The organism is Trinickia sp., assembly GCF_051953405.1.
GTDB lineage: Bacteria > Pseudomonadota > Gammaproteobacteria > Burkholderiales > Burkholderiaceae > Trinickia.
Genome location: NZ_JBQCIV010000006.1, coordinates 1 through 24061 on the forward strand (window position 1 = coordinate 1; position 24061 = coordinate 24061).

The window sequence follows — 24061 nt, forward strand, 5'->3', positions numbered from 1 at the left end:
GAGCGTGCCATCGACGACATTCACGAGCCGCGTTTCGCCCTTCGGCGCGCCGACGCCTTCATAGTCGTTCGAAATAGTAAAAGCCGAAATCTCGTAATTGGATTTGTCGGGCACATTGGCGAGCAATGCCACAAGCTTCGGCCCATCCTGGGTGATCGCCTGCACATTGCCCGCGCGCAGCGCGGCGAATGCGAACGGCGTGTCGTCGTAGGCCACGATCGTGGCCCCCGGGAACTTTGCGCGCACTTGCTGTTCGTTGGTTGTGCCCTTGTCGGCGCCAATGCGCAGACTGTTCAGCTGCTGCGGCGACGTGAGAACACCCTTCTTCGCGATGAACTGCGTGCCCGACGCGAAATACGGCGTGCTGAAATCGACCTCCTTCTTACGCTCGTCGGTAATCGTGAAATTGGCAAACACCAGATCGACCTTGCCGGACTTCAGGAACGCGATGCGGTTTGCCGGGTTGGTCGGCTGGATTTCGAGCTTCACACCAAGCTTGCTCGCGACGGCACGCGCGTAGTCCACGTCGAGGCCCACGATCTGGTTGTTCTTCGGATCGACGAAACCGAATGGCGGATTGCTGTCGAAGGTGGCGACGCGCAGCACACCGGCTTTCTTTATGTCGTCGAGACGGTCTGCATGCGCGAGGCCGGATACGGCAAGCGTCAACCCAATGACCGCTGCGCCGAGATAATTGATCTTCATGGTACGAGCCCTTTGATATTTTTCGCTTTGCCGCGTGTGCCGTTTGGGCATCTATCACGTGCAACGAGCAGCGACTTTAACAACGCGGGCGGTCGCGGTGAACGAAAAAATCGTCAAGAGCAATGCGCAATGCGTCATATGGCCGGCGCGCTGGCGGACGCGCCGTATGCACTACTGCGGTGGAAGACCTGCTGCCAATTGCCAACGCAACACCGGATGAGTCCAACCGACCGGCATCGCCCAAACGCCGGTTGGGCTGAAATCCCAACCGACGAAGCTGTCGGGATTGCTCATTTGCGCCGTCGTCAAGCCGTGGCTGTCAGGAGGCACCCCAACGTCGCCTCCCCCAACGGCGTTGGTCAGCCCTGTCGTTTGCACGTTCCAGTAGTTCTGGGGCGCGACGCCTGCGATATTGCCGCCCACAATCGCGCCAGCTGCCGCACCATTGGACGAGTCGATCCGGACAGGCCCCGTGACGAACGACTGGTAGATCTCCCCAACGCCGCTATTGCCGGCGGCAATGCCGCCCGCCAGCGAGTTAGGGCCGATACTTTCGACCGCGCCCGTCGCATAGCTTTGAGTGATTCGGCCGTAATTTGACGCCACGAGCCCCCCCACCCCGCCCGAAACGGCCTCGATCGAGACGTCGGCGGCCGATTGATTGATGACGCCGTAGTTTGTACCCACGAGGCCGCCGGCACCCATGCCCGGCGAAGGGCTCAGTGTACCGCTAGCGAATACGTTAAAAATGAACCCGCCATTGATGCCGGCGAGCAAACCACCGAACGCGCCGACAACGGAATTGCCTTGCAACGATTGACTATTCGTCAGGTTCAAGTTGCGAACCGTTGCTGCGGCGCCAATCTCGCCGAAGAGGCCGAATAACCGCTGCGAGGGATCCGCCGAATACACCACTGGCACGATCGTGATGTGATCGATCGAATGGCCCAGTCCATTGAGTTCGCCTCTAAACGGCGTCGCGTCGTTACCGATCGATGCAACCGAGGCACCCGCGCCATCGATGTTCTTGCCGAGTGCGTAAAAGCCGGCGAGGTTTTGCGAAATGTTTTGCAGATCGGAGAGCGAGTTCACTAGCTCGTAGATGTTCATCTGCGACACGCCAGTGACCGAACGGGGCGGCCCCAAGTTCTCGAATTGCGGACCGGTGTACGCGCCGTTCATGTCGTAGAGTACGTTCACAGTACCGGTACTGTACTGCCAGTTGAGCGCGCCGTTATTTGTGACGCTACCGTGATTGTCGATACCCGTCGCATCGGCTCTCACCGTGAGGTTGCCCGCACCTTGATTGCTGATCCACTTGCCCGTGTCGATGGCGATCGAGCGATAGGCGCCCAACGTGAGCGACGCGTTGCCGTTCCACCCCACGTTCGCGCCCACGTCGATATCGCCTTGCGTCGCGGTGACATTCACCGATGTCCCGGCGTTCAGGCTGTTCGAAAGCGCGGCGCCGACGGTCCCAGTCACGTCCAAACTCGGCGTTGCGATGTTCCAGGTGCCGGCTGCCACTGTGGTATCGCCAAGCAAGGATGGCGAGAACGTCGCCGCGGTCGTATCGACCGTGCCGCCCGAACCGTCGGCATTCGTCGCATCGACTCGCTGGGCTTGCTTGACGTAGCCCGTATCCGCAACGAGCCACACATGGCCATCGCGTGCCGCCGTGCCGGTGGCGCGGATGGGAGAATGATTGCCGCCTAGCGCGTAGATGTTGCCGTCGGCCGCTTGCAGGCTGACCTGTGCGGCCTGCAAAGCGCCTCGGTTCCACACGATCCCGTGGCTACCGGTCTGCACGAACACTTGCCGGCTCGACGTCGAATCTTGCAGCAGTACGTTTTGGCCGGCGGCGAGTTCGATCGAGCCTGTCGGGGCCGAGATGTTGCCCGAGTTACTCACCTCGTTACGTGAGATGAGGAAGACATCGCCGCCGCTCGAGCCGATCGTGCCGAGGTTGACGATCTGCGCGTTCGAGTCGCCGGTGAACGTCATCGAGCCACCGTTCATGAATGTGTTATTTCCTACGTCGAGCGTCGATGCGACGAAGCGGCCACCGGTCGAGATGACGCCGCTCGCCGCGACCACGACGCCTTGCGGATTGATGAGGTAGACACTGCCGGTGGACGTGAGCATGCCCGAAATCCACGATAGATAATTCCCCGTGACGCGATTGAGCGTCGCACCGTTGCCGTTATGGATATCGACGCGATTGTCGTGGCCGATCGAAAACCCTTTCCAGTCGATGATGCCGCGGCTCGATGTCTGATTGATCGTCATTTGCGTGCCGTTGCTGTCGATCGACCCGGTGCCCGCAACGAATTGGCCGCCGACCGGCAGCAGTCCGCTAGCGTGCGCTTGCCCCGACGCAAATAGCGCGGCGACAGCAAATGAAATAGCGGAGAAAGAGGTGGATTTATGCGGCGCACAATTCAATTGTTTCATAGTCTCACTCCTGGTGGTTTCGATAACGTTGCTTTGAATGCAGCGCCGGCGCGCGGCGACCGAGGGCGGCGCGTTTTGCCTCGCATTTGGACAAACCCATGAAACGCTGCCCCGAATATTTCGGCGGCCCGAAGCCTCGGCGGCGAAATAATCTGACGAATCGATAAGAGCGTAGGCAACCATCGCCGCAAACGTCGCGGCGAGATCGGTCAATGTTTAGTGGTTTTTGGACTTCTTCATCTCAAACGCCGCACTCAAGCAAAACGCCCACTCTTGTATCGAGTGGGCGTTTTCGACGTTCGGCATCGACGCACTTTCTGTTTACTGAGGAGGCAATCCCGCGGCCAATTGCCAGCGCAACACCGGATGAGTCCAACCCGCCGGCATCGCCCAAGCACCGTTTGCGCTGAAGTCCCATCCGGCAAAACTCGCCGCATTGCTCATTTGCGCCGTCGTCAAGCCATTGCCGGTAGGCGCCCCACCGCCGTTTGTCAGCCCTGTCGTTTGCACGTTCCAGTAGTTGTCGCCCGTTACGGTGCCTCCGCTGTTGCCCGCGAGCGCGCCAGGATTGGGATCGCTCGATGGATCGCTACCGACCTGCCCCGTGGTGAACGATTGGCTGATCGTCCCGTGATTGACAGCCACGAGCCCGCCCGCATCGAAGGGACTCGAACCGGAAACGGCCCCGGTCGAATAGCTTTGGGTGATCGTGCCGTTGTTGATCCCGACCAGCCCGCCCAATGTGTGCTGCGAGGCCATGACGTTGACATTTGCGCCCGAGCGCTCGATCAAGCCATCGTTCTCGCCCACCAGGCCGCCGACCACCGCGCCCTTCAAAAAGAGCGCCGAGCCGCTCGCGAATACGTTCGCGATGTGGCCTCGATTGATGCCGGCGAGCACGCCCGCTTGCGTGCCGTCGCTCGCCAAGAGAGCCGTCAAATTTAGATTGCGAACCACCCCGGTGCTGCCAATGACGCCGAAGAGCCCGGCAGGCAATGGCGAGCCGTCAGGTGCAGTGGCACCTGCGATCAAGAGCAAGATGGAATGCCCCATGCCGTCGAATTGGCCGGTAAAAGGCGTCGTGGCGTTGCCGATCCCGGTGAAAACGCGGTTCACGCCGTTGAAGTCGCGGCCGAGTGCGTAGTTGCCCGCGAGGTTGGTCGCGACGTTCATCAGATCCGACAAATAATTGACGAGCGCGTAGCCCGTAATCTGTGTCGTGAGTCCGCGGCCTTGCTTGGGCGTCCACGCCGTGTTCGCGACTACCGTGCCCCGCGTGTACGTGCCATTCATGTCGTATTGCGCGCTGACTACGCCGGTGCTCTTCGACCAGTCGAGCGTGCCGCGATTGGTCACGCTGCCTTGTACGTCGAAGCCGGTGAGGTCGGCGCGCAGCGTGAGATTGCCGGCGCCCCGATTGCTGATCTTCTTGCCCGGATCGATCGCGATAGAGCGATAGGCGCCCAACGATAGCGATGCGTTGCCCCTCCAATCTAAGTCCGAGCCGACTTCGATATCGCCTTGCGTTGTCGTGACGTTCACCGATGTCCCTGCATTCAAGCTATTCGAGAACGCTGCGCTGACCGGCCAAGTCATGACCAAACTCGGCGTCGTGATGTTCCAAAGGCCGGCTACCACCGTGGTATGGCCATGCAGGCACGGCGAAAATAGGCCGGCGACCGTATCGACGGTGCCGCCCGTGCCGTCGGCATTCGTCGCATCGACTCGCCCGACTTGCTTCACATAGCCGGTGTCCGCAACCAGCCAGACGTGCCCATCGCGCGTTGCCGTGCCGGTTGCGCGAATCGCGGAATGATTGCCGCCCATCGCGTAGATGTTGCCGTCGGCCGCTTGCAGGCTGACTTGTGCAGCCTCCAATGTGCCCCGGTTCGTCACGTTGCCATGGCTGCCCGTTTGGACAAATATCTGTCGGCTCGACGTCGAATCCTGCAGCAGCACGCTTTGTCCGGCAACGAGTTCGACCGAGCCCGTGGGCGCCGAAATGCTGCCCGAGTTGCTTACCTCGTTTCGCGAGATCAGGAAGACATCGCCGCCGCTCGAGCCGATGGTGCCGAGGTTGACGATCTGCGCGTTCGAGTTGCCGGTGAACGTCAACGGGCCGCCGTTCATGAATGCTGTGTTGTCGATATCGAGCGTCGATACGACGAAGCGTCCTCCTGTCGAAATCACGCCGCTCGGCGCGATCACGACGCCTTGCGGGTTGATCAGGTAGACACTGCCGGTGGACGTGAGCATGCCCGAAATCCACGACGAGTAATTCCCCGTGACGCGATTGAGCGTCGCACCGTTGCCGTTATGAATATCGACGCGATTGTCGTGGCCGATCGAAAACCCCTTCCAGTCGATGACGCCGCGGCTCGACGTCTGGTTGATCGTCATTTGCGTACCGTTGCTGTCGATCGATCCGGCGCCCGCAACAAATTGCCCGCCGACAGGCAGCAGTCCGCCGGCGTGCGCGCCAGCCGAGCCGAACAGCGTCACCACGGCGAATGAAATAGCGGAAACGGATCGGGTTTTACGCGACGCGTAATTGAACGGTTTCATGGTCTCTCTCTCGATGGTTTCGGTTTCATCGCCTTAAGCGCGCAGCGCAGCGGCACGGCGCGGCCTGAGGCGACGCATGGCACATTGAAGCTGGGCAAAGCAATGACGCGCTGACGCAAGGATTTCGACTGGCGGACAGGCAAGATCCGATACATCGGATGAATCGCTAGTGAGAGTAGCCGGTCGGGGTGCCGAGCGGCGCGGTGCGATCCGCCAACGTTTAGTGGTTTGGAGACTTCTTCGTCGGGAGGCAAGCGTTGAAGCGATGGGCTGCGATTGGCCTGCTTCGATCCCCTTCCCCCGCTGGCTTGTACCGTCTCCCTTCGCGTTGTGCGTTGACAGCAGGCTAGATTGCTAGCAAACTAGCCCTCATGAGCCAAGACGAAGTCAAGCAATTCAACGTGTACCTCCCGATCGGTCTGATTCGGGAGGTCAAGCATTACGCGATCGAATCCGAGCAATCGCTTTCGGCGTTGGTTGCCGATGCGTTACGCGAATACCTTGCGGCGAGGACCTCCCCATCACGCTCTCCCGGAAAGGAGTGAGATCATGACCGACAAGCAAGCTAACGATGGCGCCAAAGACGGTATCGAAGCCGTGTTCCTGACGACCCACAACTGGGGCAAATCGGCAAAGTTCTTTCAGGCGCTGGGTTTCAAGCTGGACTTCGAGACCGACCACCAGTCGGGCCGGCTGACTCAAGGCGACGGCCCTTACCTGTTCATTGCCGAGGTGCCGGCGAGCGATTCGCCCGAGGCACAGGTGGTTGTCCGCGTACCGGACGAGCGCGGGTTCGCGCCCGGTGCGGGCGTCGACGTCGTCACGCCGTTCGAGGACACGCATTGGGGGACCCGCGAGATGACCGTGCGCGACCCGGACGGTCGAGTGTGGCGGCTGCAGGCGCCCGGTAACACAGGCGATCGATAAGCGCGAGGAGCCGCCGATGACCCATGAAAACTCGGACAACGGGCCGGACAGCACCGCCGCACGTGTGGCGCTGTGGCGTGCGCTGCATGCGAAGATCGATCCGCCGCCGCACGTGCTCGACGACACGATCGGCCTTCGACTGCTTGCTCCGCCCAACGATTGGCCGCAACGTGGCGATATGGATCCGACGTTCACGCGGCCATTTCGTGCATCCATCGTTGCACGCTCGCGATTCATCGAAGATCTCGTCATCGAACGCGCTGCGCACGGACTCGATCAGTACGTGATTCTCGGTGCGGGCCTCGATAGCTTTGCGCAACGACACCCGGATCTCGCGTCGCGGATGACGGTTTTCGAAGTGGATCGGCCCGGTGCGCAGCAGTGGAAGCGCCGGCGTCTGATCGAACTCGGTTTCGGTTCGCCGGACTGGCTACGCTTCGTCGCGGTCGATTTCGAGGCGGGCGATTCATGGCGGCACGCGCTCGCGGCAGCCGGGTTCGACGCAAGCAAGCCCGCCGTCGTCGTATCGACGGGTGTCAGCATGTATCTGACCGAAGAAGCGAACCGGCTTGCCTTGCGCGAAGTCGCATCGCTTGCACCCGGCTCGACGCTCGCCATGACCTTCCTGCTTCCGCTCGAACTGGCCGATCCCGCTGTGCGTCCCGCGCTCGAAATGGCCGCTCGCGGCGCGCATGCAAGCGGGACGCCCTTCGTCAGCTTCTTCACGCCGGCACGGATACTCGCGCTCGCCATTGAGGCGGGCTTCGGCAATGCGTATCACGTCTGCGCAGACGACCTCGCCAATCGCTACTTCGCGGGTCGAACGGACGGCCTGCGCCCGCCGCGCAATGCCGAAGAACTGCTGATCGCGACGACGTAGCTCGTTTCGGCGTCATCGGCATTCCACGCGAGCATGGGTCGTGACTCGCCTCAATCCGATTGTCCCCTCGCTTCGGCCCAGCGTTTGAATGCATCGAGACGCCTGCGGGTCTGTGCGAAGTAAATGATGCCGACAAGCGGTTCGACGAGCCAGCGCAACCAGCGAGGGCGCGTGCGGAAACTGTAGACGAACCTCACGCTTGTCGAGCCGGGCGCCGTCTCTCTGAAATTCCAACTCCCGCTGAACCGCGCGAGTACCTTTGGGCCGTCGACCATCTCCACGGCTGCCACTTGCGGCGGGCACCAGGATATGTAGCGCGACACCATCGTCGAGCCTGACCGGGCCCGGCAAAACGCCTCTGCGCCGACGTCAGGCGCGGTTCGATGGATCAAGTACGCCTCGGACAGGAACACGTCCCAGGCGAGCCGTTGCGTATAGTCCTGCGACCACCGGAAGAGCCGTTCGCGTTCTACTTGGATCGTTCGACTCAAAGAAATTCGCATATGCATGTGGGTTCAAAGGCCGGTCTCGTCCGGCAAATTCCGATGCGCGGGATTATGGCGAATTCAATCGGTTGAAGCACCGGCGACCATTGCCGCCTAATGCCGATGCCGGTGATGAATATCCGGAAAATGCGCGTGCGAATGCGTGATGGGCAGATGCACGTGCGGATGCGTGTGCGGCTCGTCGCCTTCGTATGAAAAGTCGTGCGCATGCTGGTGGTGTTCATCGTGCCGGTGCCGATGGGTATGCTCCATCCTTTCGTGCATATGCTCGTGAACGTGCCGTTCCCGGACGTGCAACCAGATACCGAGTGCCATCAACGCGGCGGCGATCCAGAAGGTTGCGGACGGCATCTCCGGCCAAATCAGTAGCGACAATGCCACGCCGAACAGCGGCGCGACCGAGAAATAGGCACCGGTTCGCGCCGTTCCCAAGTTGCGCAATGCGACGACGAACAACACGAGGCTGACGCCATACCCACCTAGCCCCGTCAACATCGCCGCGGCCGTTGTCGGCAACGTCGGTGCCGTGGCGCCGGTCGTCACGGCAATGGCGATATTTACCGGGCCCGCGATCAGCCCTTTGAGGCAAGCGATCACCATCGCATCGTTCGCCGAAACCTTGCGCGTGAGGTTGTTATCGATCGCCCAGCAAAGGCAAGCACCGACGATCAACAGCGCCCCGACCGGCACACCGGCGGCGCCGGGATGCCACGACAACACGGCGCCGCCGGCAACGATCGCCACCATGCCGAGGAACACCTGGAGGTCGACGTTCTCTTTGAAGATCACCCATGCAATGACGGCCGTCAGCACGCCCTCCAGGTTCAGCAACAGCGCGCTCGTGGCAGCGGGCGTGCTCGATAGACCAAGCATCAGCAGCGCGGGCCCAGCAACGCCCCCAGCCGCAATGGCGCCCGCGAGCCATGGAAGTTCCGCCTTTCGTAGGCGTTGGGCCGGTTCCGTTTGCTGCGCCGTTTGCCGGAATCGGCGAAAGAGAATACCGATGCCGAGGCCGCCCCCACTTCCCAAATAGAAGAGTCCCGCCACCATGAACGGCGACATCGTGCCCAGCAAGGCTTTGGCTAGAGGGGTGGCGGCACCGAACAAGGCCGCGGCAGTAAGGGCGATCACGATCGCGTTGACTTTCGAGTTCATCTTTTTTCGGGCGCAGTGCCGTCGGCGACCGTCGAACGGTCGGAACCGCTAGTTTACCGGACGTCGTGAGCAATGAAGTAGGATTTCCTCGAAATATCCTACTTTGTTGCGCCTAATTCTTTGACGTTGGGAGCGTAACAAAGTATGATTTTCAACAAATATCCTACTTTGATGCTCATGCAGTCGCTCACCGATATCGCGGCTTTCCTCCGGCAACAGCTCAAAACCGCTTCGATCACTCAGCGGGAATTGGGGGCGGACGCCGGGCTCGCGCGGCGCACCCTCACGGGCGTGCTCAGCGGTCAAGCCGATTACAAGGTCACGACGCTCATCGCCGTGCTAGACCGCCTGGGCTACGAACTCGCCTTCGTCCCTAAGCAGGCTGCCGCCGGTTTGACCGCGCAAGCGTCGCTCGCCCCCACCCCGCCAACGGTCAAAACACGGGTCGAGCGCGCCCGAGAGCAAGTCCAATCGCCGATGGCCGCCATCGGTCCGAAGCGCGGGAAGGCCGAATAAGGCAAGGCGTGCAACGGCCGCGGATGCGGGAAGCAAGGCAAGGAACCAAATGAACGTCAAAGCGCTGGGTATCTTCATCGGAACGACGCAGCGTATCGGGGTGCTTTTCCAGTACGTGCTAGGCGAGAGCCAGGTTGTCAACCGATTCGTTGCAGACGACGGGTTCGCTGCCGCCGGTCACGCCCCGGTTTTGTCGCTATCGATGCTTGCGGACGACCCGGGCGCGCAGAAAGCGCTCTGGGCCGACGTCGGATCGACGCTGTTCAATGGGTCGTTTAGCCATGCGAACGGTTGGCTGCTGCCGGCCGTCTTTCAAAATCTGCTGCCTGAGGGCGTGTTCCGCGATCATGTCGCAGCCCAGCGCGGTTGCGACCCGAAAGACCATTTCGAAATGTTGGCCGCGTGCGGCCGCGATTTGCCCGGCAATGTGTACGCCCTTCCGCTCGAACTGACTCGCGGCGAACTGGCCCGCTATGTCACGCAAGACGCCGATTCGCTCGAGATGTCGGTCACGGCCGAGCCGCTCGACGACGGCGTCTCCCTTTCCGGTGTGCAGCCGAAAGTCGGCGTCAGCAAGGAAGGCGGACGCTATGTCGGACGCACGAAAATGCAGGACACGCACATCATCGCCAAGTTGCCCGTCGTCGGCCAGCCCCTTTTGCCCGAGGTCGAATACTTGTCGCTGCGCTTGGCCGCCGCCGCGGGCGTTAGCGTGACGCAAGCGCACCTCGAGCCCCTCGAAGCGCTGGCGGTCGAGCACGGCTACGATCTCGGCGATGCCGATAAGAAGACGAATTTCCTCGCCGTGGACCGTTATGACCGTACGCAGAACGGTCGTGTCCATTGCGAGGACTTCGCACAGGTGCTTGGGATCCCGCCGGAGCAGAAGTATCTCGGCGCGAGCTACCTGGATATCGCGAGCGTCATGATGGCCTTTCCGTCGTTAGGCGAGGCAGCCGTGCACGAATTGTTGCGACGTATCGTCGTCAACGAAATGCTTGGCAATCCGGACATGCATCTGAAGAACATCGGCGTCTGGTATCCGGATGGGCGCACCCCAGAGATGCCCCCCGCATACGACATCGTGGCCTACGCGGCCTACCATCGTCGCGTAGGACATGCGCTCCACATTCTGCCGGCCGGACACGAGAAGCCCCGGATGTCGGTAGAAGACGCCCGCTTAGGGAAAGCGGCGAAACCCAACATCGGTCCTAACGTCGTCAGGCAGTTTTGCGCGCAGTTGGGGATTCCGGAAAAGCCGGCGGCGGCGGTCATTCGCAAGTGCGTGGCGGACGCGGTGCGAACATGGCCGGCGATGATTCAGGCGTCGCCGCTCACCGCTCTCCAGAAGGAACGGTTGATGGCGCATTTCGGCGCGCATGCGTTGGTGGATTCGCTCATGCGGCGGCGCAAGGCCGGTTGATATCGCGATTGTCTCGCGTATCGGGTTTCATCGGCATAGCGTGCTTTACTTTCCGTTTTCCGAAACCGCCCGCGCCTATTCCTTTCTGAGCACGACCTGTCTCGTATCGGCGATCTTCGGGTTGAGCGTCTGCAAATGGTGCGCCTCGATCGCCTGGTAGATGGAGGGCCTATCGGTAGCGATAAAGGTTTCCGCGTTATGGTTGAGGATCACATCCTTGGTCAGACCTGCGGTGCCGATCAACGTGCGATGAACGGGCGTCACCATCTTGCCGGTGCGAATCGTGGCCAGAATCAGTTTGTCATGCTGAATGCGCTCGCTACCGGCATTCACCACGTACACCGGCTTTTGCGTAAACACCTTGACGCCTGCCTCGAGCAGATAGCCGACCGCTTCGCGCACATGGTGTTGCGTGACGTAGGCTTCTTCGTCGAGATAGATCTCGATGTCGACGCCATTCTTTGCCATGCCGCACAGCGTCTGCAGAACGTTCACTTCCTTTCTGCCTGGCCTCCAACTGCTGATCAGGAACTGCCGAATAACGACCTTCGTTGCCCCGGCCAGTTCCGTCACAAGAAAATCGGTGATCTTCACGAGCGGGGCCATGGCCAGCCTCAAGCCGTGCTGCTCGCGGTTGTATTGCGTCACCGCGTACCCTACTTCGTTCCACAGCGCGTTATTGTTCGGCTCCTTCAAGTACCTCAGATACTTTCCGAACATCGCGCCGACTCGCTGGCTGCGAATATAGATAAAGCTTTCGAAATTGCCGCCCTCCATGCCCGCATAGCTGATGTTCGGTGAGCCGACAATGACGCCGTCCTTATCGATCACCCACACCTTGTTGTGCATCTTGTGGAAAGCGCTTGGATCCGACACGCTCACGGAATTCGATGACTCACCGCGGATGGTTTTCGCGGCCTTCTTCAGCGCCGCTGCAACCTCCGGGCTCGCAGTGCCGAGGTTGAGATTGATGGAGATGTCGTTCTCGATAATGTACTCGAGGATGCTGCCTTCATAGTTGCGGCGGCCGGGATGGGTGAACTTGTCGACGGCGACCTGCAGCGCGTGCGCACCGGTGAGGATGCCTTCGTCGGGTGCGATCAGCACGTCCTTGAGGCGATGAGTTGTCGAGCCGAATGCCTCCATCTGCGGAGCCCAGCGTTGCAACAACGGCACGGCCAAATCGCGAAACCGTGTGCAGACCAGCGCGAGCAACCCGAGGGTCCGCTCGTCGCACATCTCGAAGATGTTACGGAGAATCGAGGGGGGCAGGCCCGTGTACGTTTGCAGCTCCCGCTCTTTGAGTTCGCGTACGCCGGCGTTGCTCCGGCAGTATCCGCAGTTGGGTGCTTTGCCGGGGCTCGGCTCGCGTGCCGGGAAACGAATCAAGCATCGGGTGCAAATATAAGGCTTGCACGGCCAGCTCCGCTTGGAACGGCACCTCGGGCACGGTGGACTGGTTTGAGCGGGGTTGACGTCGAAAGTTGCTTTGCACGCGTTGTTACCGCAGATATAGGTTGGCATCCCCGTCATCCCCGAATTTGCGCCGCGAATTTTGCACCGCGAATTTTGCACCGCGAATTTTCTTGACCGCTTGATGCTAGGGAGTTTGCGGGCGTTTGTCCATCCGGGAAATCGGGTAATGCGGGCGCAGTGTCTTGTTCGTCAGAGGTTCGCGCTAACTCATGCGACAAGCAACGAGAACGTTTCCGGGATGTCGGCGATCGAGTGTACGGTGCCGAACGGGTCGAGAGACCATTTGTGCTCTTTGCGCTCTCATCCAATCGAGAGACAAACCTGTTCGACTATTACGCATAGTGTCAAACTATTTATCGCGCAATTAATTTTAGTCGTACCGATCGATTTTTCCATTCGCATTTACTGCATTTAATCATCGATGAAACCTGTTTACTCTGATAGGTACTCTCGCATCAAAAAGAGAGGATATTGTCTGCGATACGCGAATTATGTATCGCCAACCGTTGTTGTGGAAATTCGAAACGACGCTTTGGCTTCTAGCAAGCCTCCCGAATGTCGCGGCAAAAAATGTGCCGTAATCGCCACTCCGCCAGCGCCCCCGGCAGGAAGCGGAAATCGAATGTAATCGGCAGCTTGAGTCGCCTAACCTCTATCACGCTTCGTAATCATCGCCAGCAAAGTTTGCGACTCTCGACATTCACGTTTTCGTGATGAGCCAGACACGTTTTGACGCGTTACAGGACGAGCTGCGAGTACGGCTCGATAAGGCGGCTCTATCTCCTAAGGGAAGAATGCATGAGTAAACCGATCAAGAATATCGTCATCGTGGGCGGCGGCACTGCAGGCTGGATGGCCGCCTCGTACCTCGTACGGGCGTTGCAACGACAGGTCAACATTACGCTCGTCGAATCGGCGGCGATCCCCCGAATTGGCGTGGGGGAGGCCACCATCCCGAGTTTGCAGAAGGTGTTCTTCGACTTCCTCGGCATACCGGAGCGGGAATGGATGCCCCAGGTGAACGGCGCGTTCAAGTCCGCCATCAAATTCGTGAACTGGCGGAAATCCCCCGGCCGCTCGGGCGACGACTATTTCTATCATTTGTTCGGCAACGTGCCCAATTGCGACGGCGTGCCGCTTACCCACTACTGGCTGCGCAAACGCGAACAGGGTTTCCAGCAGCCGATGCAGTACGCCTGCTATCCGCAGCCCGAGGCGCTCGACGCCAAACTCGCACCGTGTCTGCTCGACGGCACCCGCCAAATGTCCCACGCATGGCACTTCGACGCGCACTTAGTGGCCGATTTCTTGAAGCGTTGGGCCGTCGAGCGCGGGGTGAACCGCGTGGTCGACGAGGTCGTTCAGGTTCACCTGAACGATCGCGGCTACATCTCCAGCCTATCCACCAAGGAGAACCGGACGCTCGAGGCCGACCTGTTCATCGACTGCTCCGGCATGCGCGGGCTCTTGATCAATCAAGCCCTGAAAGAGCCCTTCATCGACATGTCCGACTACCTGCTGTGCGACAGCGCGGTCGCCAGCGCCGTGCCCAACGACGACGCACGCGTGGGCATCGAGCCGTACACTTCCTCGATCGCCATGAACGCCGGGTGGACCTGGAAAATTCCGATGCTGGGCCGGTTCGGCAGCGGCTACGTTTTCTCGAGCAAGTTCACCTCGCGCGATCAAGCTACCGCCGACTTCCTCGACCTCTGGGGCCTCTCGGATAAGCAGCCGCTCAACCAGATCAAGTTCCGGGTCGGGCGCAACGGGCGGGCGTGGGTCAACAACTGCGTCGCTATCGGGCTGTCGTCGTGCTTTTTGGAGCCCTTGGAATCGACGGGGATCTACTTCATCTACGCGGCGCTTTACCAGCTCGTGAAGCACTTCCCCGACACGTCGTTCGACCCGCGGTTGGCCGACGCATTCAACGCCGAGATCGTCGGCATGTTCGATGATTGCCGAGATTTCGTTCAGGCGCACTACTTCACCACGTCGCGCGACGACACGCCGTTCTGGCTTGCGAACCGCCACGAGCTGCGGCTCTCGGACGCCATCAAAGAGAAAGTCGAGCGCTACAAGGCGGGGCTGCCGCTCACCACCACGTCGTTCGACGATTCCACGTACTACGAGACCTTCGACTACGAATTCAAGAACTTCTGGTTGAACGGAAACTACTACTGCGTCTTTGCGGGCTTGGGCATGCTCCCCGACCGCTCGCTGCCGCTGTTGCGATACCGCCCGGAGTCGATCGATAAGGCCGAGGCCATGTACGCCCGCATCCGGCGCGAGGCCGAGCGTCTGCGGACAAGCCTGCCGACGAACTACGAGTACTTACGGTCGCTGCATGGGCACTACGCGAGGCTATCGGGCAACCAGCACGGACCGGTGCTCGCGACGCCGGACATCCTGTAGTGGAGCGCGCCCTGGAGCGGGTATGCGCCTGCACGGACACGCACGCCGCGGTGGCAGCCTGCGATCCGCTGCAGGCGCGGGCGATCGTTCGGCAACTACCGATCCTGAACCGTAAAAAGGACGTGCCCGGCATCGTCGGCCTGTTGCGCGATATTCTCCCGGCGCATGGCGTGCCCTCCCGCTGGGGCTTCGTCGAAGCCGCCGCGGCAATGCGGGACATAGGGTTCTTTCTCGGGTCGCTCAAGCGGCACGGACGCGAGCCTGTGGACGCGGTGGCCGGGCTCGAGCCGACATTGCTCGATCTGGCGCGCGTGACCGACTTGCCGCCGCGCGAGACGCTTCTGCATGTGACGGTCTGGAACCCCGCGGCGGCCGACGCGCAGCGGACCTACACGGGTCTCAGCGACGAAGCGCACCTGCTCGAGAGCGTACGCATCTCGATGGCGGCTCTCGAGGCAGCCATCGCGTTGACTGTCGAGCTGTCCGACGTGCCCCTGCGGTCGCCCGCATTCGCGCAAGGGTGCGACGAGCTAGCGGCCCGCCTTCAGAAAATGGTCGAATCGATCGTCTACGCTTACCGCTACATCTCGGTGCAGGTCTTCTACGACGAACTGCGCCCGTACTACGAACCGATTCGCGTCGGGGGGCGGAGCTACCTGGGCCCCGGTGCGGTGGAAATGCCCCTGTTCGTGCTGGAGCACGTTCTGTGGGGCTCGCAATCGGACCACCCGGGTTATCGAGAATTCAAAGAGACCTACGTGCCCTACGTGCTTCCCGCGTTCAGGGCTGTCTACGCTCGGTTCGCAGGGAGACAGGCGCTCGTCGACCGCGCGCTCGCCGAAGCGCAAGCGTTCGGTGCGCGCGACGAGGCTGTCGGGGCTGGGCTGGCCGCCCTCGACCGGGTCTTCGAAGTGTTGCTGCGCTTCCGGGCGCCTCACGTCAAATTGGCGGAGCGGGCCTATGAAGCCGGGCGAAGCGGCCCCGCAGTCGGCAGCGGAGGGTACGCGCCCGGCATGCTCGGCGATTTACTCGCGCTCACGCGTGCCGCGCAGTCGCGGCTTCGCACCGCGCTCAGCGAACGTTGACGCCCGACGCACGCGGCCATGCATTCCATCTCACCAGGAGAGTTTGCCACCATGACTCAGAAGAGCCCCGCGAACGGGCGCGACAGCAACCACTTCGACGTGATCATTCTCGGCTCGGGCATGTCCGGCACCCAGATGGGGGCCATCCTCGCCAAACAACAGTTTCGTGTGCTGATCATCGAGGAGTCCTCGCACCCGCGGTTCACGATCGGCGAATCGTCGATCCCCGAAACGTCCCTGATGAACCGCATCATCGCCGACCGCTACGGCATTCCGGAACTCGATCACATCACATCGTTCTATGCGACGCAGCGTTACGTCGCCTCGAGCACAGGCATCAAGCGCAACTTCGGCTTCGTGTTCCACAAGCCCGGCCAGGAGCACGATCCGAAGGAGTTTACGCAGTGCATCATTCCCGAACTGCCCTGGGGGCCAGAGAGCCATTATTACCGGCAAGACGTCGACGCCTACCTGTTGCAAGCCGCCATTAAATACGGCTGCACAGTGCGTCAGAAGACGAGCGTGACCGAATATCACGCCGACAAAGACGGTGTGGCGGTGGCCACCGCCCAGGGCGAACGGTTCACCGGCCGGTACATGATCGATTGCGGCGGCCCCCGCGCGCCGCTGGCGACCAAGTTCAAGCTCCGCGAAGAGCCGTGTCGCTTCAAGACGCACTCGCGCAGCCTGTACACGCACATGCTCGGGGTGAAGCCGTTCGACGACATCTTCCAGGTCAAGGGGCAGCGCTGGCGTTGGCACGAGGGAACCTTGCACCACATGTTCGAAGGTGGTTGGCTCTGGGTGATTCCGTTCAACAACCACCCGCGATCGACCAACAACCTGGTGAGCGTCGGCCTGCAACTGGACCCGCGTATCTACCCGAAAACGGACATCTCCGCGCAGCAGGAATTCGACGAGTTCCTCTCGCGGTTCCCGAGTATCGGGGCGCAGTTCAGGGACGCCGTGCCGGTGCGCGACTGGGTCAAGACCGACCGCCTACAGTTCTCGTCGCGCGCTTGCGTGGGCGACCGCTACTGCCTGATGCTGCATGCGAACGGGTTCATCGACCCGCTCTTCTCCCGGGGGCTCGAGAACACGGCGGTGACCATCCACGCGCTCGCAGCGCGCCTCATCAAGGCGCTGCGCGACGACGACTTTTCCCCGGAGCGCTTCGAGTACATCGAGCGCCTCCAGCAGAAGTTGTTGGACCACAACGACGACTTCGTTAGCTGCTGTTACACGGCGTTCTCGGACTTCCGCCTGTGGGATGCGTTCCACCGGCTGTGGGCGGTCGGCACGATACTCGGGCAGTTCCGGCTCGTGCAAGCCCACGCGCGGTTCCGCGCGTCGCGCGACGAGGGCGACCTCGATCATCTCGACAACGATCCCCCCTACCTCGGGTACCTGTGCGCGGATATGGATGGGTACTACCAGTTGTTCAACGACGCCAAAGGCGAGGTCGAGGCCGTGAGCGCGGGGCGCAAGCCAGCCGAGGAGGCCGCGGCGCGGATTCATGCCCTCATCGACGAACGAGAGTTCGCCAAGCCGATGTTCAATTTCGGGTACTGCATCAACGGCGCAAAACCGCAGCTCAACAACTCGAAGTACAGCCTCGTGCCGGCGATGAAGTTGATGCACTGGACGCAGACCAGTGCGCCGGCGGAGGTGAAGAAGTACTTCGACTACAACCCGATGTTCGCGCTGCTCAAGGCATACGTCACGACCCGCATCGGCTTGGCGTTGAAATAATCGACCGACACCTATACGAAAGCGATGGACGACACTCAATTGGAGCAACCGGTCGCCAAGGAGCATCCCGCGGCGGCGTACGATGCGACCACGCGCTTGGCCGCGAGCTGGTACGTAGCGATGCGTTCGGACGACCTCAAGGACAAGCCGACGGAGTTGACGCTTTTCGGCCGGCCGTGCGTGGCTTGGCGGGGCGCAACGGGGCGGGCCGTGGTGATGAATCGCCACTGCTCGCACCTCGGCGCGAATCTGGCCGACGGGCTGATCAAGGACGGGTGCATCCAGTGCCCGTTTCACCACTGGCGGTACGACGAGCAGGGTCAGTGCGTTCACATCCCCGGCCATAGCGCGACGGTGTGCCGGCTGGACCCCGTTCCGCGCGGGGCGCGTCAGCCGACGTTGACCACCGCCGAGCGGTACGGCTACGTGTGGGTTTGGTACGGCTCCGCGCAGCCGCTGCACCCACTTCCTGAAATCGCCGCGGCCGACGTCGACAACGGCGATTTCATGCATCTGCACTTTGCGTTCGAGACAACGACAGCGGTGTTGCGGATCGTCGAGAACTTCTACGACGCGCAGCACGCGAATCCTGTGCACGCACTCCCGATCTCGGCGTTCGAGCTTAAGCTTTTCGACGACTGGCGCCAATGGCCGGAGGTCGCGCCGTTGGCCCGCGCGGGCGCATGGTTCGGTGCCGGTATCGACTTCACCGTGGACCGGTATTTTGGGCCGCTCGGCATGCTGTCGCGCGCGCTCGGCATGAACATGTCGCAGATGAATCTGCACTTCGACGGCTACCCTGGCGGGTGCGTCATGACCGTCGCCTTGGATGGGGTCGCCAAGTACAAGCTGCTCCAATGCGTGACGCCGGTAAGCGACGGCAAGAACGTCATGCACATGCTCATCTCGATCAAGAAGGCGCGTGGCGCGCTGCGCCGCGCGACCGACTTCGTGCTGTTCGGGCTGCAGACCAGACAGGCGGCCGGGTACGACGTCAAGATTTGGAACGGGATGAAGGCGGACGGCGGCGGTGCGTACAGCAAATACGACAAGCTTGTGCTCAAGTATCGGGCGTTTTATCGGGGGTGGGTCGATCGGGTGGCCGATGTGGAGGCCCTCGCCTGACAGCCGGTACGGGTGGGAACCCAAATCCATCTCAACCGTTCAAGCACTCGGCGGCCACAGGCTTCAATTCCAGTAAGACTGCCTTGAGCCTGTCGGCCCCGCCGCGCCGCAACGCTTCGAGCGCTGTCGCGTAGCAGTGGTCCGCGCGATTAAAGAACGCTTGCGGGCAAGCGTCATGTCCGATTCCGCGCGCCGCTCCCGAACAAGGCCCCCGGTAACGAGAGCAGTGTAAGCCCTCCGAATGAGAGCGCATTATCCGCCTTTCCCCGCGCTGGCGGATCCTTGGCAAATCCGTTCAAAGCATTGTCGAATGCCGGTGAAAAGCCGTGTGTGAGGAATTTTGACGATGCGGATGTCAAGTGGCTGATCGCCAGTCTCGATAAAGTCAAAGTGCCTACAGAGCAAGGGAGCGGCTCGGCTCTCCTCGATCATGCGCTGCACACTCCCAATGCGGACCGGGCGCTCGGGACTTATGGCCACTGCTGTCGATGTCCAAGGCGAGAGCCCTCGCGCCCTCAGACGCCTGACCTCGGAGATTCCGGAAGAAAGGGGGCCACCGCTCTTTAGCTAGGCCGCGATGCCTGTCGCCCGGAACGTACGGGCCGATCTTTAGGATTGTCAACTAGCAGCTTATATAGCTGATCGTTCTTATAGCTGTCAGTTTTTTCAGCTTTCGGTTCCATTATCGTCGCAATCAAACAATTGATTGCAATTGGCTCTTAAAATTGTCGCAAATCCCCATATGCCCAAAACGGGTACCTTGATATCAACTACATCAGACAGGAGATGGACATGACAGCGTATGTGATTCAGAGTTTACAAAATACCAACCTGTGCATTGGTGCCAGCAGTACGGCCGCAGGCTCGCTTGTCACGTTGCAAGTTCTATCCGGCGTCGGAGGAACGTTGTCTCAATGGAACATGGACCCCAATTCCGGCTATATCACATTGGCGGCCGATACATCGAAATGTCTGGATGTTCAAGGATACGATGGTCAGCAAGGACAGGTCATCATTGCAGATCTGGTGTTGGGACGGACAAGTCAGAAGTGGAATTGGGTTGGCAGCCCGCCGTACATTTCAAACGTTGCATACCCGAACATGGTGATCGACAATTCGGGTGGTAGTGCACAACCGGGAAATCCTATTCTGATTTGGCCGCTCAATGGCGGACAAAATCAAAAATGGGCCTCGCTGGCGGTGCCGTTGCTGACCATCCATCAAAAGAGCGTCGCACATCTGTCGGGAAGTCCTCAGCTTGGCGTCGTTCGTGACGACGAAGCGGTTCAGGGGCAGCATCTCGCGGCACTGAAGAAATAAGCTTCGGCACGAGCAGCGTCCCGAAGTCGGTACGGTCGGCTTCGGGACGCTCGTTCGGTTCTTTTCCGCAACGGTCAATTCGGCACGAAGACGCGACGGCGCCGCTTCCGCAGCATTTTGTGGTGGTGCGAAGTGAAGGCGGTTGTTAGACTTCGCGGCATTACTCCCCACAATCACCGGCAGACCACCTTCGCGCCCGGCATTCCATCGACCGCGATTTCCAATTCGTTACCGTTATCATCGGCACCGATCCCCATCGAGGAAAAAGCATAAACGGACCGATACTGTTTTCCGTCGTAACGGTAAAAAGCCATCTGTTGCTCACCCATGCTTTCCCTTGCTGCAGTCATTAGATCGGGCATCCCGTTGCAAGTGCTTTCCATCACACCCACGGGGCCGTTTTCCACGATAAGCATGGCGTGAAGGCCGGTCTCGCCAGCGCGATAAAGCCATTGGGGCGCGTTGACCTGGTTGCCTTCCATCGCGCAGCTAACGAACAGCATCTTTCCGTGCGGGCCATCGCAAGTCCGTGCCGTAATGGTTTCGTCACCGCCGCATTCCCTCGCGATCGCTTTACCTGTTGCGATGCCCAGTTGGGACATGGCACCCTTGACCGACGTATCGACGGCGTCGCCGGTACACAGGCCCTCACCTGACGGCCAATGCGGGTGAGATTGCAGGTAGACGGGCGAGAGTGCGCCGATAACCGCGCCCAACGCGCGGCCCAAACATCGAGTGTCCTTGCAAGAATCGATCGCTTTATCCTGGGCCGATATCGTGTTATCGAAATTCCACGGATCGCCGACGATATTCAGCGTCGCGTATTCGAGAAATCTCGCTTTGAAAAGGTTTTCGACGAGTGCCGGGTCATCGCACGTGCCGGGCGGCAGCGCCTTTCGCGCCGCTGCGGCGTCCTTTCGAACGGACGAGTCGTCAGTCATTTCATCGAGCGCCGCGTCGCTCATGCAAGGCTCGAGCAGGAGCCGCGTCGAAACGTAAGCGGTTTCCACATTGCCGCTGCGAGGAATCAGCAGCTTTCCGTCCGCCCATGCAGGCGAGGCCGCAGCGATTGCACACGCCAGTGCAAAGATTTTCGAGTTCAAGGTTTTCCGTATCGACTGAATTGCCCTCGCGGATTGTACCGACCAGCTCGCCGATGTCACGGCCCGCCCTCCCGCATTTGGTACGATCCCCCCTTTCGCCTTCGCTCAGAAAGATGATCGAGCCCGCTCAACGATTGCTTTTATCCGCGCGCAAGCTCGCGCTTGCCGGGCTTGCGCGTGCGCGTCACCCTACCCGACGCGGTGTGCTGCTTGCCGTCGCCATTCCGCCTGCACTATTGGCGCTCTATGCGCTGGTGCTGATCCCGTTCACGCCAAGCATCGGCGATATCCGCAAAGCCCGTGTCGACCGTCCCGCCCAAATCCTATCGTCTGACGGAAAGTTGTTGGCCGAATTCAAGCCCTCGAACCGCGAGTGGGCGACGTTGGCCGAGATCTCGCCGCACGTGGTGGATGCGCTCATTTCGACGGAAGATCATCGCTTCTACGAGCATCACGGAATCGACTGGCGGCGCACGGTAGGCGCGGCGCTCCATACGTTCTCGGGCGACCGGCAAGGCGGCTCAACCATCACGCAACAGCTTGCCCGCAATCTGTATCCCGACGAAATCGGACGAGCGCCCACGCTCACGCGCAAGATCAAAGAGGCGATCACCGCACTCAAAATCGAAGCGGTCTACAGCAAGCAGCAAATCCTCGAAACCTACCTCAATACCGTTCCGTTTCTGTACAACGCGTACGGCATCGAAATGGCCGCGCGCACCTACTTCGGCGAGTCGGCCTCCGATCTCGATGTGCGCGAAGCCGCAACTTTGATCGGGATGCTGAAAGGCAACGCCTACTACAACCCGCGCCTGAATCCCGCGCGCGCCCTCCTGCGGCGCAATACCGTGCTGGCGCAGATGGTCAAATACGGCCGGCTCACGCCGAGTCAATATGCATCGCTCAAATCCCGGCCGCTCGGCATCGATTTCGAACGGCAGACCGAATCGCCCGGCCCTGCGCCCCACTTCGCGCAGCAATTGCGCAAGTGGCTGATCGCATGGGCCGATCGCAACGACTACAACATTTACGCGGATGGCCTGGTCGTCCATACGACGATCGACTCGCGGCTGCAGGCGATGGCGACACAGGCCGTCGCATCGCAAGCCAACCAGCTACAAGGCGTGGCGAACCGAGCATGGTCCGGGCGGGACGGCTGTTCGGCAGCGAACCCGCTATTCGTGACGTTCATCCGCGAAACGCCCGACTATCACGCGGCCCGTACGGCGGGACAAAGCGATGCGGACGCAATCAAACAGCTTGCGCGCAACCCAGCGTTTATGCGCGGCCTGTGCGCGAGCAAGACCGATGTGCAGGCGGGCTTGCTCGCAATCGATCCGCGCAACGGCCAGATTCGTGCGTGGGTAGGCAGCCGCGATTTCGCGCGCGAACCGTTCGACCACGTCGAGCAAGCACGCCGCCAGCCAGGGTCGACCTTTAAGGCGTTCGTCTATGGGGCCGCTTTCGCGGCCGGTGCAAAACTCGACGATACGTTGGTCGATCACCCGGTTCAGATCGCGCTCAAAGGCGGCGAAATTTGGAGCCCGGCCGACGAGTCGCCGCCCAACGGACAGCCCTTCACACTTAAGCGCGCGCTCGCGCTTTCGCGCAATCGAATCACCGCACAAGTGATCGAGCAGGTCGGGCCCGCCAAAGTCGCGAAGTTGGCTCGCGCAATGGGCGTCCGGGACAGTCCGCTCGAAGCCGTGCCCTCCCTCGCGCTCGGGACGAGCCCGGTGACGCTGAAGGAGATGGTCACGGCCTACAGCACGATTGCCGACGATGGCCTGTATCGCGCGCCGCAGATGGTCACGCGTATCGACGACGCGAACGGCAACGTACTGGCCGAATTCGACCCCGAGCCGGCGGAGCGTGCGCTCTCGCCCGACGCGGACCGCATGCTCGTCGACGCCATGCGCGATGTGGTGGCGTACGGCACGGGCTCGGCGATCCGCAGCCGGTACGGTATTCGCGCCGATGTGGCCGGCAAGACGGGCACGACGCAAGACGGCGCCGACGGCTGGTTCATCCTCATGCATCCGCAATTGGTCGCCGGGGCGTGGGTGGGGTTCGACGATGGCCGTGTGACGCTGCGCAGCGACTACTGGGGACAAGGCGCCCACACGGCGTTGCCGATCATCGGGGATGTCTTTCAGCGGGCGTTGCGAACACGGATCGTGGATCCGCACGCGAAGTTCGATACGGCGGTCGAACCGTCGGCGTTCGAGCAATTCCGCCTACGATTGACGCAGCGTCTGCAAGCCTGGCGCGAGGCGCTGTTCGGACAAGCGCCGCGGCCGGAATCTAGCCCGCGCGCGATTCGGCCACGTGCGCCGGTCGTCGCTGCGGCCACTGAGGCTAGCGGGTCCGCTGCAGCGTCCAGCGCCAGCGCGGCAAGCGCTGCGTCCGCGGTCGACGCGATCGGTGCGTTTGCTCTGTCCGATGCGTCGTCGCCGGTCAGCCCGTCGGCTGGAGCGTCGCCGCTGCCTGCGGCCTCTGCCCCACCGGCGGCAGCGGTTCCGGGCGGGCCTGCATCTGAGCCCACGGCTACGGAACATCCCGCGGCGCCCAATGGCGAGCCGGCGGACATCGCGCCGGGATCGCCCCCGGCCCCGCCGATAGCCCCCGCCTCTGGTACGGCGGCAGGAAACTAG

General features: G+C 61.3%; 18 protein-coding genes. 11 read left to right on the plus strand and 7 right to left on the minus strand.

Annotation, left to right across the window (positions count from 1 at the left end; all coding sequences use genetic code 11):
• From ACTHN9_RS00505 to ACTHN9_RS00515, 3 genes are all read right to left on the minus strand, one after another.
• A partial coding sequence (locus ACTHN9_RS00505) for an ABC transporter substrate-binding protein (protein WP_440534790.1) occupies positions 1-705 on the minus strand: 705 nt, incomplete at its 3' end.
• A gap of 171 nt (positions 706-876) precedes the next feature.
• Positions 877-3159 (minus strand): two-partner secretion domain-containing protein, encoded by a 2283-nt coding sequence (locus tag ACTHN9_RS00510; RefSeq protein ID WP_440534791.1) that lies wholly within the window; start codon positions 3157-3159, stop codon positions 877-879.
• Between the two features lie 321 nt (positions 3160-3480).
• Entirely contained in the window at positions 3481-5724 is a 2244-nt protein-coding gene (locus ACTHN9_RS00515) for a two-partner secretion domain-containing protein (RefSeq protein ID WP_440534792.1), read from the minus strand.
• Positions 5725-6095: 371 nt separating this feature from the next.
• Here ACTHN9_RS00515 and ACTHN9_RS00520 point away from each other — a divergent pair, with 371 nt between their 5' ends.
• Genes ACTHN9_RS00520 through ACTHN9_RS00530 form a run of 3 tightly spaced genes read left to right on the plus strand, consistent with a single transcriptional unit; the run spans position 6096 to position 7531 of the window.
• Positions 6096-6269, plus strand: coding sequence for a CopG family transcriptional regulator (locus tag ACTHN9_RS00520; protein WP_440534793.1), 174 nt, complete (start codon positions 6096-6098; stop codon positions 6267-6269).
• 4 nt (positions 6270-6273) lie between these two features.
• Positions 6274-6651 carry a VOC family protein gene (locus ACTHN9_RS00525; protein WP_440534794.1) on the plus strand — a complete coding sequence of 126 codons (378 nt, stop codon included), beginning with the start codon at positions 6274-6276 and terminating at the stop codon, positions 6649-6651.
• A gap of 16 nt (positions 6652-6667) precedes the next feature.
• Positions 6668-7531: a class I SAM-dependent methyltransferase gene (locus ACTHN9_RS00530; RefSeq protein ID WP_440534795.1), complete on the plus strand. Its 864-nt coding sequence runs from the start codon at positions 6668-6670 to the stop codon at positions 7529-7531.
• A gap of 50 nt (positions 7532-7581) precedes the next feature.
• On the opposite strand, the gene ACTHN9_RS00535 is transcribed toward ACTHN9_RS00530, so the two are convergent.
• Positions 7582-8034: an SRPBCC family protein gene (locus ACTHN9_RS00535; RefSeq protein ID WP_440534909.1), complete on the minus strand. Its 453-nt coding sequence runs from the start codon at positions 8032-8034 to the stop codon at positions 7582-7584.
• 96 nt (positions 8035-8130) lie between these two features.
• Positions 8131-9192 carry an EamA family transporter gene (locus ACTHN9_RS00540; protein ID WP_440534796.1) on the minus strand — a complete coding sequence of 354 codons (1062 nt, stop codon included), beginning with the start codon at positions 9190-9192 and terminating at the stop codon, positions 8131-8133.
• A gap of 144 nt (positions 9193-9336) precedes the next feature.
• Between ACTHN9_RS00540 and ACTHN9_RS00545 the strand changes: the two genes are divergently transcribed.
• On the plus strand, positions 9337-9708 hold the full coding sequence (locus ACTHN9_RS00545; RefSeq protein WP_440534797.1) for a helix-turn-helix domain-containing protein: 372 nt from the start codon (positions 9337-9339) through the stop codon (positions 9706-9708).
• Positions 9709-9757: 49 nt separating this feature from the next.
• Complete coding sequence (locus tag ACTHN9_RS00550; RefSeq protein WP_440534798.1) at positions 9758-11131, plus strand: type II toxin-antitoxin system HipA family toxin; 1374 nt, start codon at positions 9758-9760, stop codon at positions 11129-11131.
• Between the two features lie 75 nt (positions 11132-11206).
• Here the strand turns inward: ACTHN9_RS00550 and ACTHN9_RS00555 are convergent, their stop codons facing one another.
• Complete coding sequence (locus ACTHN9_RS00555) at positions 11207-12664, minus strand: phospholipase D-like domain-containing protein (RefSeq protein WP_440534799.1); 1458 nt, start codon at positions 12662-12664, stop codon at positions 11207-11209.
• Between the two features lie 741 nt (positions 12665-13405).
• Here ACTHN9_RS00555 and ACTHN9_RS00560 point away from each other — a divergent pair.
• The 5 genes from ACTHN9_RS00560 to ACTHN9_RS00580 all read left to right on the plus strand — a co-directional run bounded on the left by ACTHN9_RS00560 (position 13406) and on the right by ACTHN9_RS00580 (position 20304).
• Positions 13406-15022, plus strand: a complete 1617-nt coding sequence (locus ACTHN9_RS00560; protein ID WP_440534800.1) for a tryptophan halogenase family protein — start codon at positions 13406-13408, stop codon at positions 15020-15022.
• Positions 15022-16107 (plus strand): monodechloroaminopyrrolnitrin synthase PrnB family protein, encoded by a 1086-nt coding sequence (locus tag ACTHN9_RS00565; protein WP_440534801.1) that lies wholly within the window; start codon positions 15022-15024, stop codon positions 16105-16107. The genes ACTHN9_RS00560 and ACTHN9_RS00565 overlap by 1 nt, the downstream gene beginning before the upstream one ends.
• Before the next feature lie 51 nt (positions 16108-16158).
• Positions 16159-17859, plus strand: coding sequence for an NAD(P)/FAD-dependent oxidoreductase (locus tag ACTHN9_RS00570; RefSeq protein ID WP_440534802.1), 1701 nt, complete (start codon positions 16159-16161; stop codon positions 17857-17859).
• 24 nt (positions 17860-17883) lie between these two features.
• Entirely contained in the window at positions 17884-18984 is a 1101-nt protein-coding gene (locus ACTHN9_RS00575) for a Rieske 2Fe-2S domain-containing protein (RefSeq protein WP_440534803.1), read from the plus strand.
• Between the two features lie 792 nt (positions 18985-19776).
• The gene (locus tag ACTHN9_RS00580; RefSeq protein ID WP_440534804.1) at positions 19777-20304 is read left to right on the plus strand and encodes a ricin-type beta-trefoil lectin domain protein; all 528 of its coding nucleotides are present in this window, start codon (positions 19777-19779) and stop codon (positions 20302-20304) included.
• Between the two features lie 173 nt (positions 20305-20477).
• Here the strand turns inward: ACTHN9_RS00580 and ACTHN9_RS00585 are convergent, their stop codons facing one another.
• A complete protein-coding gene (locus tag ACTHN9_RS00585) occupies positions 20478-21269 on the minus strand; it encodes a hypothetical protein (RefSeq protein WP_440534805.1) in 792 nt (263 codons plus the stop codon).
• A 251-nt stretch (positions 21270-21520) separates the two neighbouring features.
• Between ACTHN9_RS00585 and ACTHN9_RS00590 the strand changes: the two genes are divergently transcribed.
• Positions 21521-24061 carry a penicillin-binding protein 1A gene (locus tag ACTHN9_RS00590; RefSeq protein ID WP_440534806.1) on the plus strand — a complete coding sequence of 847 codons (2541 nt, stop codon included), beginning with the start codon at positions 21521-21523 and terminating at the stop codon, positions 24059-24061.